At 41.1% G+C, this 15,385-nt stretch carries 13 protein-coding genes; 4 read left to right on the forward strand and 9 right to left on the reverse strand.

Annotation, left to right across the window (positions count from 1 at the left end):
* Positions 1-15: 15 nt before the first annotated feature.
* The 5 genes from argB to cax all read right to left on the reverse strand — a co-directional run bounded on the left by argB (position 16) and on the right by cax (position 4,760).
* The gene (argB, locus tag NMG88_RS16940; protein WP_042153928.1) at positions 16-909 is read right to left on the reverse strand and encodes an acetylglutamate kinase; all 894 of its coding nucleotides are present in this window, start codon (positions 907-909) and stop codon (positions 16-18) included.
* A 79-nt stretch (positions 910-988) separates the two neighbouring features.
* Positions 989-1,528, reverse strand: a complete 540-nt coding sequence (gene mreD / locus NMG88_RS16945) for a rod shape-determining protein MreD (protein WP_042153926.1) — start codon at positions 1,526-1,528, stop codon at positions 989-991.
* 28 nt (positions 1,529-1,556) lie between these two features.
* Positions 1,557-2,333 carry a rod shape-determining protein MreC gene (mreC, locus tag NMG88_RS16950; RefSeq protein WP_235751399.1) on the reverse strand — a complete coding sequence of 259 codons (777 nt, stop codon included), beginning with the start codon at positions 2,331-2,333 and terminating at the stop codon, positions 1,557-1,559.
* A gap of 77 nt (positions 2,334-2,410) precedes the next feature.
* Complete coding sequence (locus tag NMG88_RS16955; protein WP_071782712.1) at positions 2,411-3,451, reverse strand: rod shape-determining protein; 1,041 nt, start codon at positions 3,449-3,451, stop codon at positions 2,411-2,413.
* 193 nt (positions 3,452-3,644) lie between these two features.
* A complete protein-coding gene (gene cax / locus NMG88_RS16960) occupies positions 3,645-4,760 on the reverse strand; it encodes a calcium/proton exchanger (protein WP_026795924.1) in 1,116 nt (371 codons plus the stop codon).
* 261 nt (positions 4,761-5,021) lie between these two features.
* On the opposite strand from cax, the gene NMG88_RS16965 reads away from it, so the two are divergent.
* Entirely contained in the window at positions 5,022-6,488 is a 1,467-nt protein-coding gene (locus NMG88_RS16965) for a bifunctional orotidine-5'-phosphate decarboxylase/orotate phosphoribosyltransferase (protein ID WP_254035642.1), read from the forward strand.
* A gap of 69 nt (positions 6,489-6,557) precedes the next feature.
* On the opposite strand, the gene NMG88_RS16970 is transcribed toward NMG88_RS16965, so the two are convergent.
* On the reverse strand, positions 6,558-6,971 hold the full coding sequence (locus NMG88_RS16970) for a response regulator transcription factor (RefSeq protein WP_026796353.1): 414 nt from the start codon (positions 6,969-6,971) through the stop codon (positions 6,558-6,560).
* A 513-nt stretch (positions 6,972-7,484) separates the two neighbouring features.
* Between NMG88_RS16970 and NMG88_RS16975 the strand changes: the two genes are divergently transcribed.
* Positions 7,485-11,180, forward strand: a complete 3,696-nt coding sequence (locus NMG88_RS16975) for a PAS domain S-box protein (RefSeq protein WP_413466845.1) — start codon at positions 7,485-7,487, stop codon at positions 11,178-11,180.
* A 39-nt stretch (positions 11,181-11,219) separates the two neighbouring features.
* On the opposite strand, the gene mutT is transcribed toward NMG88_RS16975, so the two are convergent.
* From mutT to NMG88_RS16990, 3 genes are all read right to left on the reverse strand, one after another.
* Positions 11,220-11,633 (reverse strand): 8-oxo-dGTP diphosphatase MutT, encoded by a 414-nt coding sequence (mutT, locus tag NMG88_RS16980; RefSeq protein ID WP_026796352.1) that lies wholly within the window; start codon positions 11,631-11,633, stop codon positions 11,220-11,222.
* 166 nt (positions 11,634-11,799) lie between these two features.
* Positions 11,800-12,141 (reverse strand): DUF760 domain-containing protein, encoded by a 342-nt coding sequence (locus NMG88_RS16985; protein WP_026785432.1) that lies wholly within the window; start codon positions 12,139-12,141, stop codon positions 11,800-11,802.
* 146 nt (positions 12,142-12,287) lie between these two features.
* Positions 12,288-13,247 (reverse strand): RNA polymerase sigma factor, RpoD/SigA family, encoded by a 960-nt coding sequence (locus tag NMG88_RS16990; RefSeq protein WP_026785433.1) that lies wholly within the window; start codon positions 13,245-13,247, stop codon positions 12,288-12,290.
* 424 nt (positions 13,248-13,671) lie between these two features.
* Here NMG88_RS16990 and NMG88_RS16995 point away from each other — a divergent pair, with 424 nt between their 5' ends.
* Together NMG88_RS16995 and NMG88_RS17000 are read left to right on the forward strand one after the other, a co-directional pair.
* Entirely contained in the window at positions 13,672-14,439 is a 768-nt protein-coding gene (locus NMG88_RS16995) for a proteasome-type protease (protein ID WP_026796351.1), read from the forward strand.
* A 48-nt stretch (positions 14,440-14,487) separates the two neighbouring features.
* Entirely contained in the window at positions 14,488-15,342 is an 855-nt protein-coding gene (locus NMG88_RS17000) for an NAD(P)-dependent oxidoreductase (protein ID WP_042153915.1), read from the forward strand.
* The last annotated feature ends 43 nt before the right edge of the window (positions 15,343-15,385 follow it).

A 15,385-nucleotide genomic window follows, 5' to 3' on the forward strand; every position in this document is an offset into this window, starting at 1 on the left:
ACTATCGGTGAATCTTTACCGCATAAATTCAGAAGCGACAATCATAGTGCCTATACCTGAATCAGTGAAGACTTCTTGTAATAAAGCATGGGGAACACGACCATCTAAAATATGAGCAGCCCGCACACCTTGGGCTAAACTTCTGACACAACAATTAACTTTAGGAATCATACCCCCGGAAACAATTCCTTGATCAATTAATTGTCGGGCTTCCTGAATATTAACTTGTGCAATTAAGGTATCAGGATTATGATAATCCTCCAAAATTCCGGCTGTATCTGTTAACAGAATTAACTTTTCAGCACCCAAGGCGGCCGCAATTTCCCCGGCGACCGTATCGGCATTCATATTATAAGCCTGTCCATCTTCATCCGTTGCCACACTAGAAACTACGGGAATATAACCACTACTTACCAAAGACTCTAAAAGTTTAGTATTGACACTACTGACTTCTCCCACAAAACCAATATCGGCTTGACCTTCGGGACGAGCTTTAATTAAGTTAGCATCCTTGCCACATAAGCCAACAGCTTCCCCTCCCGCCTGGTTAATCAGAGAAACAATTTCCTTATTCACCCGACCCACTAACACCATTTCCACTACATCCATCGTTGCAGCATCGGTGACTCGCAACCCATTTTTAAATTGAGGCTCAATTCCCAATTTAATCAACCAACTATTAATTTCTGGGCCACCGCCATGAACCACCACCACCCGAATTCCGACAAAAGATAGTAACACAATATCCTGCATCACCTTATCTTTGAGGCTACTATCTTTCATCGCAGCCCCCCCATATTTCACCACAATCGTGCGATTAGAAAACTTTTGAATATAGGGGAGAGCTTCACTGAGAATTTTAGCACGAACTGCTGTATCTGCTTGGTCAAAATCGCTATGTTTAAGCATATAAGTTTCGGTGAGAGCGTGTAGAAGCGAGTTCCCTGAGATCTTTGTGAATTAACCCAACTCTCAAGCAAACCCGCCCCTAAGATTTTAGTTGATTTGAGGTTTCCAGAAATGCCCACCAGCGATTAAGCGGCAGATAGATGACAGGAGCCCACAAACTACTCAAAATTGCTGTGGACAGTGCTACCCGTTGTTGATGTCGGAATAATTCATCTAAAGCCGAATATCCAAAACTGTTCAATTGAAAACCTCGGATAGCTTCTACCAAAATCGCCATTCCAAAAACAATCACAGCGACGGAAATAAAATCCTCTTGAATTTTTTTAATAATTCGTTTATACATCACTACAGTTAAAAGACTAACAATCACCAAGGAAATAATATGGGAAGGAGAAGAAACTGTTAATCCATCTAAAATCAACCCACAGCATAAACCCCCGACCATAGCCTGTAAAAAAGATCGTTTAATACTCCAAGTCACCAGCCAAATTAACACCCAATTCGGGGTAATTCCAAAGAGTTCTAACCCAGGAATCCGAACCAAGGATAACCAAATACAAACCATTAAAGAAATAATGGTAATCATCAAATTTAAAACTTGATAAAGCTGAAAAAACATATTTATTGTACGGATTACTGATCACTGATTACTGACTACTGTTGACTGGTTTTTGATTCGGATAAATAATCACCCATTCCACAGAAGAAACAGAAGCAAAAAACTCAACAATTGCTTCGGGGGATGGGGCTTTATTCATATCTACAGAAAGGACTTTACCAATGGGCAAACCTTCAGGGACAAGCTGGCTATAACTAGAAGTAACAACCACATCTCCCACCTTGACTTTAGGATCACTTTCAAAAAATTCCATGATTCCTTGTTCGGTCGAATTTCCCTTGAGAAATCCCATATTGCGACTGCGACTAATTGTCACCCCAATCCGACTCATCGGATCACTCAAAAGCATCACCTTACTGGTACTAGGTGTCACGCTCATCACCCGTCCAATTAATCCCCCAGGAGCCACCACTAAATCCTGATTCCGAACCCCCTGCTGACTCCCACGACCAATAATAATTTGTTTCCACCAAGAATCAGCACTGCGACCAATCACAGGAGCCACAATTCCCTTACCCTGTTTTTTAGAAGCGACATAATTTAAAATATCCTGAAACTTTTGATTTTGGTTTTTCAGTTCTTGAATTTGAGCTTCTAACTGATTAATTCGAGGATCAATTTGTCGAACAATTTTTTCCTGTTCCATTACTGTTGATGTCGATAAATGAAACGGACGAGTTACCCAATAATACATTTCATATAAAGCAGCCCCTTGAGTTTGTCGCACTAACCAAGCGGCTAAAATTGCCAAACCCAGTAAAAAAAATTGATTCCGACTGCGACTCCACCAACTGCGTGTTTGCATACCGATTAAAATTAACTGTGAAAATAATTAATAATTGATAATTGTTTTTTTCAGGGTCAATTACCAATTATCAATTGTTACAGATTTCGGGAACCCCCAGTAAAAACCCGTTCTAACTGTTTGAAATTTTCTAATACCCGACCTGTGCCCAATACCACACAACACAGAGGGTCAGCCGCAATATGGGTAATAATTCCGGTTTCGTGGCTAATCAAGGCGTCGATACCCTTGAGTAAGGCTCCTCCACCCGCCAACATAATTCCCCTGTCAATGATATCCGCAGCCAGTTCTGGAGGAGTGCGTTCTAAAGTGCGTTTGACCGAATCAATAATAACCGATAAAGGTTCAACCATACTTTCGCGCACCTCCGTGGATTTAATGGTAACGGTGCGAGGTAAACCAGATAATAAATGAATCCCCCGTACTTCCATAATCATTTCTTCATCGGCGGCCGGATTCGGGTAAGCTGAACCCATCTTAATTTTGATATCCTCAGCCGTTTGTTCTCCAATCACTAAGTTATGAACTTTTTTCATATACAAAATGATCGCATCGTTGAGTTCATCTCCAGCCACCCGCACGGACTCGCTCAATACCGTTCCCTGTAAACTCAGCACCGCGACTTCTGTAGTACCGCCCCCAATATCCACAATCATATTTCCCGTCGCTTCCGAAACGGGTAAACCTGCACCAATCGCCGCGGCCACAGGTTCATCAATTAGTCGCACGTCCCGCGCCCCGGCTTGAGAAGCCGCTTCAATCACCGCCCGGCGTTCTACTCCAGTGACTCCACTGGGAATTCCAATCACAATTCGAGGAGCAATCAGGGTTTTTCCCTGATTCACCCGCCGAATAAAATGTTTGAGCATTTGTTCGGCTGCATCAAAGTCCGCAATCACCCCATCCCGCAGGGGTCGTAGCACAACTACATTTTCGGGAGTGCGGCCTAACATTTTTTTGGCTTCCTCTCCTACCGCCAACGGGACTTTTTCTAGTCTGTCAATAGCGACAACCGAGGGTTCTTGTAGTACAATGCCCTTACCCGATACATAAATCAATGTGTTAGCAGTCCCTAGGTCAATGCCCATGTCCTGCGAAAAACGACTAAAAAGACCCACTATTCTTTCCCTATAAAAAATTAACAGCAATCCTTTCGGAGTGTCCGTAAGGGCGACTAACCGATGTAGATTGTATTATGTTTTGGGTTGTGCGTCTAGTCATCACGGCTGAGAACTTCAACCCAAAATTTCTAGCCATCGGTTTTCAGGATCATAGTTCACTTCGTGGGATAGAATACCGGATCAGTGATAATCAACCAATCCCCTCAATAATCGGATGGAAGTAAAACGCAATACCCAAAACGGTATAAGCAGCCAAGAGTAAAACCCCCTCCAACCAATCGGAACGGCCATCGGAACTGACGGAATTAGCAATTAACACAGACACGGCAACGGCGATTAATTCAAAGGGGTTAAAATTCAAATCCATCGGTTGGCCTAATATCCATCCGGCTAAAACTAACACAGGGGCCACAAATAAGGCAATTTGTAAACTCGAACCCAAGGCCACGGATACGGATAAATCCATTTTATTTTTCATAGCCACGGTAACGGCGGTGGCGTGTTCAGCCGCGTTACCAATAATGGGAACTAAAATTACCCCGGTAAATAATGCTGTTAGTCCCAAACTAGAGGTAGCTTCCTCTAAAGTCCCCACCAATAATTCCGACTCGAAGGCTACAGTTAGGGTAGCCAATAACAAAACCCCAATCCACAGCTTTAAATTCACATTTTCTGCCTCATGTCCGGCTTCTTCTGGGGTGATTTCGCCATCTTCATCGTTTTCGGCCACTCCCACATCATATAAATAGGAGTGGGTTTTCATCGAAAACAGCAGGGTAAGAACATAAACCGTAATTAAAACCACCGCCACCGCCGCCGAGAGGGTTTGCATGGTGGATTCCTCAATGCCAATGGAGGTAACATCTACTGCCGTTGGTACTAAAATAGCAATTATCGCTAAATTCATGGCCGAGGCATTCAAACGGGCAATCACGGGCTGGAATTTTTGCTCTTTGAAGCGTAAACCTCCTAAGAACATGGATAAACCCATAACTAATAGTAGGTTTCCTATAATTGAGCCGACTAAACTGGATTTGACCACATCAATTAATCCAGCATTCAGGGCGACAACTCCAATAATTAATTCCGTTGCATTCCCAAAGGTGGCATTTAACAACCCGCCTAAATTCGGGCCCAGGACGACGGCTATTTCTTCGGTTGCAGTTCCCATCCAACCCGCTAAGGGGATAATCGCTAAGGCTGAGGTGACAAATACAATAGTTGATCCCCACTCCAAAAAGTGACCCGCAATCGAAATCGGCACAAAAATTAACAGGGCGGAGAGTATAGTTTTTGTATTCAACATTTCAGTAATCAGTTATCAGTAATCAGTTATCAGTTGTAGGGGGCGGGTTCATCGGCGATTTAGGTAATTAACAAAGATCTAAAATAACCCGCCAGTACCAGTAATCAGTAATCAGTTATTAGCGGTAGAATTTATCATAGAACCTGTTGGCACGACAAGACCAGATCAACAAATATTAATTTTTTGATCTGGTCTTGCCAGAGGTTATAATTGGAATCAACATCTGTAATCCATGTAAACCGTTAATATTTAACCTTAAAAATGAACTTTTTTAACCAATTATTGGCAGCAATTGAACGGCAAAATAGTTTACTTTATATTGCCCTAGAACCTGATCCCGATAGCCATATTTTTGAAATTGGAAATTGTGGGGGAATTGATGGCGATCGCTCTGATATTATTGAACAATGGCAGGAATGGCTAGGTTTTATTATTCGAGAAACTTCGGAATTTGTCTGTGCCTATAAACTCTCTTTCGGGTTTTATTTGGGTTTGGGGATACCTGGTTTAAAACTATTGGAAAAAACCATAAAATTAATTCCGCCTAATATTCCGATTATTTTAGATGCCAAACATAGCGATTTGAATTCTAGTACCGTTTTTGCTCGTTTTGTCTTTGAAGATTTAAAGGTTGGCGCTTGTACCTTAACTCCTTATGCCGGATTAGATCAAGTTGCACCCTTTTTAGTTTATCCTGATCAATGGGTTTTTATTTCCTGTGCCACGGCTAATCCTTCGGCTTCTATTATTCAAGAATATCCTCAATCTCAACAACCTTTATATTATTTAGAATTAGTCCGGGTATCTCAAACTTGGGGAACTCCTGAACAATTGGGATTATTAGCGGGAATGGTACCGGATATGTTGGCAAAAATTCGTCAAGCTGCACCGGAACAATTTATCTTATTAGAGGGGGATGTAGCTGAAGAAAATGATTTAATGGATGTAGAAGATTTAACCCCAATTTTAGCCGCAGGGTTGAGTTTAAATGGCGATCGCTTATTAATACCTATTCCTCCTAAATTATTAGAAAAAGAAACCGTCAGAACCGAAATTAAACAGTTAAGAGATCAAATTAATGAAGAACGACAACAGGTAATCAGAGGAAATCCTACCTGTGATTTATGGTTGCCCGATGTTTGTTTTTTAAGACATCAACCCCATCGAGATTTAATTTTACAATTGTATGATATTGGCTGTATTATTTTTGGAGATCATGTTCAAGCATCGGGAGAAACTTTCCCCTATTATATTGACTTGAGACGGATTATTTCAACTCCCCAAATTTTTCATCAAATTGTTGGTGCCTATGGGGATATTTTAGAAACCCTAAGTTTTGATCGAATTGCGGGTATTCCCTATGGTTCTTTACCAACAGCAACCGGGTTATCATTAAGATTACAACGTCCGATGATCTTTCCCCGAAAAGAAGTTAAAGCCTATGGTGCAGGACGATTAATTGAAGGACATTTTCAGCCAGGGGAAACTATTGTAGTGGTGGATGATATTTTAATTACGGGAAATAGTGTAATAAAAGGAGCCCAAAAGCTACAATCTGCGGGATTAAAAGTTAATGATATTGTGGTTTTAATTGATCACGAAGGAGGAGTTAAAGAAAAATTAAAAGATAATAATTATCAAGCCCATGCGGTATTAACCCTTTCTGAAATCGCAGAAACCTTGTATGAAGCGAACCGAATTACCGAAGAACAGTTTAACTTTTTTTAAAGGGAATAGGGAATGGGTTTTGGGGAATGGGAAAAATAATATTACTAGAGATTCCTGTTTTTTTAGTGTTTAGTGGGGATAACCTTGAGGATTAATTTGCTGTAATTGCAAAACTTGACTAACAACTTCCGATAACTTTTGAGCATCAAAGGGTTTAGTGAGATATTCACTCGCGCCCGCTAGACGGCCTTGAACCTTATCAAAAGCACCGTCCCTTGATGTTAACATAATAATAGGCAAATTCTGAAACTGAGGAATACTACGAACGGTGCGACAGAGTTCTAGGCCATCAATTCCCGGCATAGCCACATCCAGAAGTAAAACCGAAACAGCTTCATGGTAAATTGTGGATAAAGCGTCTACAGCATTATCAGCAACAAGGACACGATATTCTTTCCCTAATGCCTGTTGGACGAGTCCTTGCATGACTTTACTATCGTCAACGGCTAAAATGGTGAGTATAGAACTTTGAGATACTGACATAGTGATTCATGTTCCGTGAGTCGAGATGCCCTGCTCATCTGTAATCAAACCTATAAAAAATAGCCTTGATTGTTGGATCTGAGTCCGACTATCTATTATTTTCATTATAGTTGAAAAGGATTCGTTCGTTTTAATATCAATAATTCTATACTTTTAAGCCGAATAATGATTAAGAAATTTGATCAAATCTGTTTTCGGTGTTTGTGATTGATCTAATCGCGAAAAATTGGATCTTTCTTTGTTAAGATTAAAGTAGATTAAAAAAGTTGTGTGAGATCAGGACGTTTGGACAAACAATGTCATACAGCTAAGGCGAGTCAAACAAAAGTCAGATGTCGGGTAACAGTTGGGGTGTTGAGGTGTTAAGGTGTTGAGGTGTTAGCGACTAACCCTTGACCCCTCAGTTAATATGAACATCTCATCCCAAAAAGCTAAATACCCAGTTGCTGATATCTAGCCACTCCCTTTGTATGGTGATTACCGGTCATGAATGCAAGATTTTTAGGTCAAACCATGTTCAGCCCAGAGGGCAATAATCTTTCTCAGGTCATCCACAGGTTTGCTGAAATTCCCTTTGATGATTTGACTCACTTAGCGTCCCATCTAGCCCAGACGCCGATTGCTTTAATTACCTTTATGGATGTCAGCCATCAGTGGTTGAAATCCCAGGTGGGTTTAACGGAAAAAATACATCCCTACTTGAATTTCTGCGAGTTTATTATCTACTTGCAGTGTCAATTTCAGTCGTTAAGGGAGGATCAAGAAGATCCCGATCATTCTTTAACCCCAAACTCCTCTAACTCTACCTTAAAACTATCCCCAGAACCAATTATCATCCCCGATACCTGGGATGATCAACGGTTTTCTAGCCAACCTTTAGTTAAACAGGATCATGGCATTCGGTTTTATCTGGGTATTCCTTTAATCACGACTGATAATTTAATGGTGGGGATGCTGTCGATTATGGATTATCAGCCCCGGAAGTTATCACCGGAAACCATTAAGGCGTTACAAGCTCTCAATAATCAAATTATTAGCCAAATTAATTTACACCGTCAACTGATTCACTCCAAAACCAAACTTAGTCAACTCGAAGATATTATTAATGAACGCAAGCAAGTCTGGGAAGTAGTTCGTCAAGAAAGAGACTTTGTTTGCGCTGTTCTCGACACAGTTAGTGCCTTAGTGATTGTCCTTGATCCCGATGGTCGAATTATTCGGTTTAATCGAACCTGTGAACAACTGACGGGATATTCCGCCGAGGAAGTCGAAGGAAAAACCTTTGATGAGTTGGGGGTCAACCTATTACCCTTGGATTCTGGTAGTCAACCGCATTCTGGAGGGATGATGATTGAGTTTGACGAACCTCCCAAATCAGTGAAAACTCAAAATTCGGTTCCTCTAATCCCCAATCATACCCGTTTAAATGCTTGGGAAACCGAATGGGTTAAACCTAATGGCCAACGCCATTGGATTACTTGGTCAAATACGGCTTTATTTCAGGCGAATGGCCTGATCAAATATGTGATTGCTACGGGAATTGATATTACCGAACGCCGACAGTCCGAAGTGCGGATGGAATTGCTGGAAAGGGCGATTACTGCAAGTCCTAGCGGAATTGTGATTAGCGATTTTGCCGCCACCGATTGTCCGATTATCTACTGTAATCCTGCCTTTGAAAAATTAACCGGCTATTCTCAGGAGGAGGTTTTAGGACGCAATTGTCGGATGCTTCAGGGTGAGGATACTGATCCAAAGGAATTAGCTCGTCTTCGGGATGCGATCGCCCAAAATACTGATTGTAGCGTTACCCTAAAAAATTATCGTAAAGATGGCAATTACTTCTGGAATGAACTGTCGATTTCTCCGGTGCGCGATCGAGAGGGAAGTTTAACCCATTTTATCGGAATTCAAACCGATATTACCCAACGCAAACAGTCTGAGGATGCTTTGCGCGAAAGTGAGGCCCGTTATCGACTTTTGGCTGATCATGCGACGGATTTAATTTCTCGACATAGCAACGATGGCACTTATTTATATGCTTCTCCGGCCAGTCAGCAATTATTGGGATACCAACCGGAAGAATTGATCGGGAAATCGGTCTATGACTTGATTCATCCCGAGGATTTGGCAGGGACTCAAGAGAAATATTTGCTATTAAGAAATAGTCAAGATATTTATACCGTGAGTTACCGAATTCGATGTCACAATGGAGAATATATCTGGTTTGAAAGTACCTGTCATGGCTTGAGAAATCAGAACTCACAAGACATTGATGAAATTATTGCGGTTTCGCGGAATATTACGGAACGAAAACAAGCTGAAACCCTATTATTAGAGCGATCAAGGCTTTCTCAATTGGAAGCAGAAGTGGGAACAGCCCTGGGACATGGGGGGTCGATTGCCAGGATTCTAGGCCGTTGTATACAAGCGATCGCCCAGTATCCCGATGTGGCTGGGGTGGGAATTTGGACATTAAATCTTAATAGCAATCAATTAGAACTCCAAGCCAATGCCGGATTAACTGTTCATGAACATAATATTACCGAAACCGATGTTTTAACCTGTTCGATTCCCTACCCCCTACCCCTAATGAAAAGTCGGACGTTTGATTTTCCCTTGGTGGTGGAAGGGCGTCTAGTGGGGTTAATGGCTATTTGTAGCCACTCCACCCTCAATGATGAAGCTCGGGGGGTTTTGGGATGGGTGGCTAATGCTCTAGCGGTTGGGATTGATCGGGTGAAGGCGCGGGAAGAACTGCAAAGTCGTCGGGAAGGGTTATTATTTCGGTTGGCGAGTCAGATTCGGGATTCCTTAGATATTGATACGATTTTGGGGACGGCCGTGAGTGAAATTCGGGCTTTATTGCAGGTGGATCAATGTCATTTCCTCTGGTATATGCACATTCAACCCAATCAACAACCCAGTTTCGCCGTCACCCACGAATCCCTAAATCCCGATTTATCCAATGGTTTGCAGGATTATCCCCCAGAACAAATCCCTCTGTTAGCCGAAAAAATTCGGATGGCCCAGACGATTAAAATTGATAATCTCCACACCACAACAGCCTTAGATGAATCGACCTGTCGGTTTTTACAGGCGGCGGGGATTTTTTCCCTGTTGTTATTACCCTTGGAAACCCGATCGGGTCAACGGGGGGCGGTAGTTTGTAATCATTATGGGGGATCTCGACCCTGGCGGGACAGTGAGGTGGAGCTTTTACGCGCGGTGGTGGATCAGTTAGCGATCGCCATTGACCAGGCGGAATTATATGCCCAAACCCGGGCGGCGGCCTTAGCAGCCCAAACCCAAGCCTTTCATCTGAGTGAAGCCCTACAGGATTTAAAACAGAAGGAATCTCAATTAATTCAAAGTGAAAAAATGTCGAGTTTAGGACAAATGGTGGCGGGAGTTGCCCATGAAATTAATAATCCGGTTAATTTTATTTATGGGAATCTCACCTATGCCAAGGAATATACTCAAGATATTTTAGAATTGTTGGAATTGTATCAAGAAATTTATCCGATTGCAACTCCCGCCCTTCAAGCTAAAGCTGAAGAAATTGAATTAGAGTTTTTATCAGAAGATTTACCAAAAATTCTATCTTCAATGGAAATGGGAGCCGATCGGATTCGTCAAATTGTAGTGTCTTTGAGAAGTTTCTCGCGATTAGATGAAGCTGAAATGAAGCCTGTCAATATTCATGATGGTATTGATAGTACATTATTAATCTTACAAAATCGCTTAAAACCCAAAGGATCATCCGGTGGGATTGAGTTAATCAAGGAATATGGCAAGTTACCCAAGGTTGAATGTTATGCCGGACAGTTAAATCAAGTGTTTATGAATCTGATTGGGAATGCAATTGATGCCTTAGATAATCAGTCCGAACCTCGAATCATTAAAATTACTACAGAGATCATTCATCCGAATTTGAAAGAACATAAGGGGAAATTACCCCCATTAGAACAGGTTAGAATTACGATTCGAGATAACGGCCCTGGCATTGAAGATAAGGTAAAAAATAGGCTTTTTGACCCATTTTTTACCACAAAACCGGTGGGCAAAGGAACAGGTTTAGGGTTATCAATTAGTTATAAAATTGTGGTAGAACAACATCTAGGAGAAATTCTCTGTTACCGAGATCAAGATAATTTTACCGCATTTCAAGTTTCTATTCCCATATTCCAAAAAGAGCAGAATCAGTAATCTCCATAATGTCGGGTTGATTTATTGATTAACTTTGATTTAGGGATTATTTCTCAAGGCGGCAATAATTTTTTCATTGGCTTTAGGAAAGGGAAATTGATTAATTTCATCTAAAGTGACCCAGCGAATTTCATCACATTCTAAAGGCTGGGGTTCTCCCCCCAAATAACGACAGTGATAGACATTTAAAGTTACTTTAAAATCGGTATAGGTGTGTTCAATAGTAATTAAATGATCTTCGACTTCTATTTCAATCGCTAATTCTTCTTGAATTTCCCGTTTAATACAATCTTCTAGGGTTTCTCCCGCCTCCAGTTTTCCCCCTGGAAATTCCCACAGTCCTCCCAATAAATCCTTGGCAGGTCGTTTATCAATTAAAATTTGTTTTTGATGATTCCAAATTACACCAACACCAATAATTTTATGGGCTAAGGGAGAAGATATTTGAAGCATAGGAAGATAATAATTTACTTGACACTCTCAGGTCTGAAGACACTGAGTTTCCACACTCCCATCATGATCTTATGAACAACACAAAACTTTCGCAAACTCAAGATTCAGCTTGCCAAAATTTGAAACATTTTGTATTCATGGAATGGCACGGGATCAAGGAAAATAACTATTCTTGAGGGGCTTTTTCAATACCTGGGACAGATCGTTCAAATGCCATTCTCTGTTCGGCGTTGCGAAGGAAATAGCCACTAATCATCGCAGACGCTAAGAGTCGTCCTAAATGTTCACGACTGGTTGTTACCGTAATTCCAAAATGTTCCGAGGGTAAATTGCCCAATAGTCCGATAATATTTCGTTCCATGACTTGGAAGACTTCCGAAGAATTCGGTTTCGACAGTTGGGAAACGGTATCAGGACTCATTGACTGTACATATTGCCACAAGAGGTTCCCCATTTCCCCCGTTTCTTCCTGAAAAAATTTTGAATTTCGGTTAGATCTGTCGTTCATCTTTCTTCCCCCTTATACAAGAGTTTCAGTTGATCTCAATCTGAATCAAATGTTGATCCCTACATTCTAATTTAGCAGGATGTAGAGACGTTTTCAGAAAACATCCCTACTCTTTGAGGATGTGTTATCCCCCCCAGAACAATGATTTAACTGGCCATATAGTCGTTAATATCTTGTTTCCGTTTTCGCAATTTTGTTAAGGCTTCCCTTTCAATTTGTCGAACCCGCTCTCGACTAATATTCAGCCGATCGCCAATTTTAGCCAAGGTTAAACTTTGCCCATCTTCTAAACCAAATCGCAGGGATAATACCTGACGCTGTTGTTCGGTTAGGTCAGCCATCATTAATTCTAAATCGCTGCGTAGAGAAGATTGTAAGGCAAAATCCTCTGGAGAAGTTCCCGTATCTTCTAAAAGATCTCCTAACTCCGTATCTTGATTATCACCCACCCGCAGATCCAGGGACAGGGGTAGACGGGCACGTTCTAAATATTCCCGAATTTGTCGCGGGGTGAGTTCTAATTCCACGGCTAATTCTGCCATGGTCGCAGCCCGTCCCAACTCTTGAGCTAACTGACGTTGGGCTTTTTTGATTTTGTTGAGTTTTTCGGTAATATGAATCGGGAGACGAATTGTGCGGCCTTTTTCGGCGATCGCTCGGGTAATCGCCTGACGAATCCACCAGTAGGCATAGGTGGAAAAACGATATCCTTTAGTGGGATCAAATTTTTCAACGCCACGCTGCATCCCAATGGTGCCTTCTTGAATTAAGTCCAGTAAGTCCACATTTCGCTTGATATATTTTTTAGCAACGGACACCACTAAACGCAAGTTCGCCTCCACCATTTTGCGTTTCGCACTTTGGCCTCGTTCGAGTACCCGTTCTAATTCCGCTTCCGATAGTCCGGCCGCCTCCGCCCATTCTGCGGGACTAGGCGCTCGACCTAAACAGGTCGCTAGATCTTCCCACTGATTTTGAACGAGATTCAAGTGTTGAACTTGTTTACCATAGACAATTTCTTGCTCATGGGTTAGCAAGGGAACGCGACCAATTTCTCGTAGATAAGCGCGTACAGAGTCTGTGTCTGAGGTTTTAGCAAATTTCATGGCTCATCTCCGGCTGGATACCTTAACCTATAAAGGTTTGATACGTCAAGCCCCTACTTGAAGCACGAAAAACTAGATCTTTCGTCATCAAGTATGGACGGTTAGCCTAGGTGTTACGACCTGGGGGTTTTTCCAATGTTTAAGCTCTATAACGCTAATTTGCCGTTACAGTCTTAACATAACTACATTATATGTTAAGAAGTTTAACATTTCTTAAAATAACTGACTATCCCCCCCAGGGAGTGAATCTCCAAGGGCCAAACACTATATTCCTAGGAGGGTAGCCTGTAACGGTTTTTTTGATTGCATCATACAAAACAAAATCTTCATGTTCCCTTAACAGTTGATGTCGGTTGACAGTTTCTATCCCAGAAGTTTATGATCTAGTGTTTGGCAATCTGCTAATTTTGTTTCAACTGCATTTATGACTTATTGTTTAGGAATTATTACGGATACGGGCTTCGTGATGGCTTCGGACTCTCGCACAAATGCCGGGGTTGATCATATTTCTACCTATCGTAAATTATTTGATTTTTCCAAACCTGGCGATCGGGTTATTTTATTATGTACCGCCGGAAATCTTTCCGTTACCCAAGGCATTGTGAGCGAATTAGATCGGGATATTAAAAGTCAGGAAGATGTTAATTTACATAGTCTTCCCTCCATGTATGAAGTGGCTCGATATATTGGTACAAAACTCAGAAAAGTTCAAGAAATTGATGAGCATTGGCTGAAAAAAGACGGGATTGAACCCAAATGCTCTATGTTATTAAGTGGTCAAATTAAAGAACAAGAACCTTGCTTATTTTTGATTTACAGCCAAGGTAATTTTATTCATGCCACCAAAGAAACCCCTTTTTTACAAATCGGAGAAACCAAATATGGCAAACCGATTTTAGATCGTACCCTCAGTTTCCGTACCCATTTAGAAGCGGCGGCTAAATGTGCCTTACTTTCGATTGATTCTACAATGAAATCTAATATTTCTGTGGGGCCACCGATTAATTTAGTTTTGTATGAAAAAGATAGTTTAGAAATCAAAAATTTTCTGAAACTGCGCTTAGGTGATCCCTATTTAGCCAAAATTCGTAAAGTTTGGGAAGAATGTCTTAAACAAGGATTTAATGAGATTCCTGATATTGATTGGCAACACCGAGGGAGTGATTTTTCGGAAGATGTTTTAATTGATTAGATTATCGTATTCTTTGAATTATAGCCCTATTATTCTATCGGAGTTAACATGAAAATTGGAGTTATTGGAACTGGGTTAATGGGATTACCCATCGCCCTCAAAATTCTGGAAATGGGATTTAAAGTTATTGTTTATAACCGCACAACATCCAAAGTAGAACCGTTAAGAGAAGCCGGAGCAACAGTAGCGGGAACTCCCCAAGGTTTAATCACTGCTAGTGATTGTATTCTGTTAATGTTAACTAATCAAGAGGCGATTGAGTCGGTTTTATTCCGTTCAGAATTTCAATCTATTTTATCAGGAAAAACAATTATTTCTATGGGAACAATTTCCCCAACGGAGAGTAAAAATATCCAAAAAGAAATTATTAAAGCTGGGGGAAATTATTTAGAAGCACCGGTTTTAGGGAGTATTCCTGAAGCAAAATCGGGGAAATTACAAATTATGGTCGGTTCCACGGAAGCCCAATTTAAACAGTGGTTTCATGTCTTACAACCCCTAGGGGAACCCAAATATATTGGGGAAGTTGGTAGTGCATCGGCGTTAAAATTAGCCTTAAATCAGTTAATTGCTTCCCTGACAACCGCCTTCGCCCTGAGTTTAAATTTTGTTCAAGGTCAAGGAGTTGATATCGAACTCTTTATGGAGATTTTACGCAAGAGTGCGTTATATGCTCCTACCTTTGATAAAAAATTACAACGGATGTTAGAAGAAAATTATCAAAATCCCAATTTTCCTACTAAACATTTATTAAAAGACACGAATTTGTTTTTACAAGAAGCGAAATCAATGGGGTTAAATGTGAGTTCTTTAGAAGGGGTTCGAGCAATATTAGAAGCTACACAAAAACTCGGAAAACTAGATGACGATTATTCCGCCTTATTTACCACCCTTAAACCCTGATAAACCCGTGGGATGGGCTATGTAACTATAAGTAAGTTTAGAT

Source organism: Planktothrix agardhii (assembly GCF_904830935.1).
In the GTDB taxonomy this organism is placed as follows: domain Bacteria; phylum Cyanobacteriota; class Cyanobacteriia; order Cyanobacteriales; family Microcoleaceae; genus Planktothrix; species Planktothrix agardhii.

Bases quoted from the DNA above. Each gene is read 5' to 3' on its own strand.
- NMG88_RS16985 (WP_026785432.1), bottom strand. From the start codon at position 12,141: ATGAACGACAGATCTAACCGAAATTCAAAATTTTTTCAGGAAGAAACG.
- NMG88_RS16970 (WP_026796353.1), bottom strand. From the start codon at position 6,971: ATGTCAGTATCTCAAAGTTCTATACTCACCATTTTAGCCGTTGACGAT.
- mreD (WP_042153926.1), bottom strand. From the start codon at position 1,528: ATGTTTTTTCAGCTTTATCAAGTTTTAAATTTGATGATTACCATTATT.
- argB (WP_042153928.1), bottom strand. From the start codon at position 909: ATGCTTAAACATAGCGATTTTGACCAAGCAGATACAGCAGTTCGTGCT.
- cax (WP_026795924.1), bottom strand. From the start codon at position 4,760: ATGTTGAATACAAAAACTATACTCTCCGCCCTGTTAATTTTTGTGCCG.
- mutT (WP_026796352.1), bottom strand. From the start codon at position 11,633: ATGCTTCAAATATCTTCTCCCTTAGCCCATAAAATTATTGGTGTTGGT.
- NMG88_RS16975 (WP_413466845.1), top strand. From the start codon at position 7,485: ATGTTCAGCCCAGAGGGCAATAATCTTTCTCAGGTCATCCACAGGTTT.
- NMG88_RS16965 (WP_254035642.1), top strand. From the start codon at position 5,022: ATGAACTTTTTTAACCAATTATTGGCAGCAATTGAACGGCAAAATAGT.
- NMG88_RS17000 (WP_042153915.1), top strand. From the start codon at position 14,488: ATGAAAATTGGAGTTATTGGAACTGGGTTAATGGGATTACCCATCGCC.
- mreC (WP_235751399.1), bottom strand. From the start codon at position 2,333: ATGCAAACACGCAGTTGGTGGAGTCGCAGTCGGAATCAATTTTTTTTA.
- NMG88_RS16990 (WP_026785433.1), bottom strand. From the start codon at position 13,247: ATGAAATTTGCTAAAACCTCAGACACAGACTCTGTACGCGCTTATCTA.
- NMG88_RS16995 (WP_026796351.1), top strand. From the start codon at position 13,672: ATGACTTATTGTTTAGGAATTATTACGGATACGGGCTTCGTGATGGCT.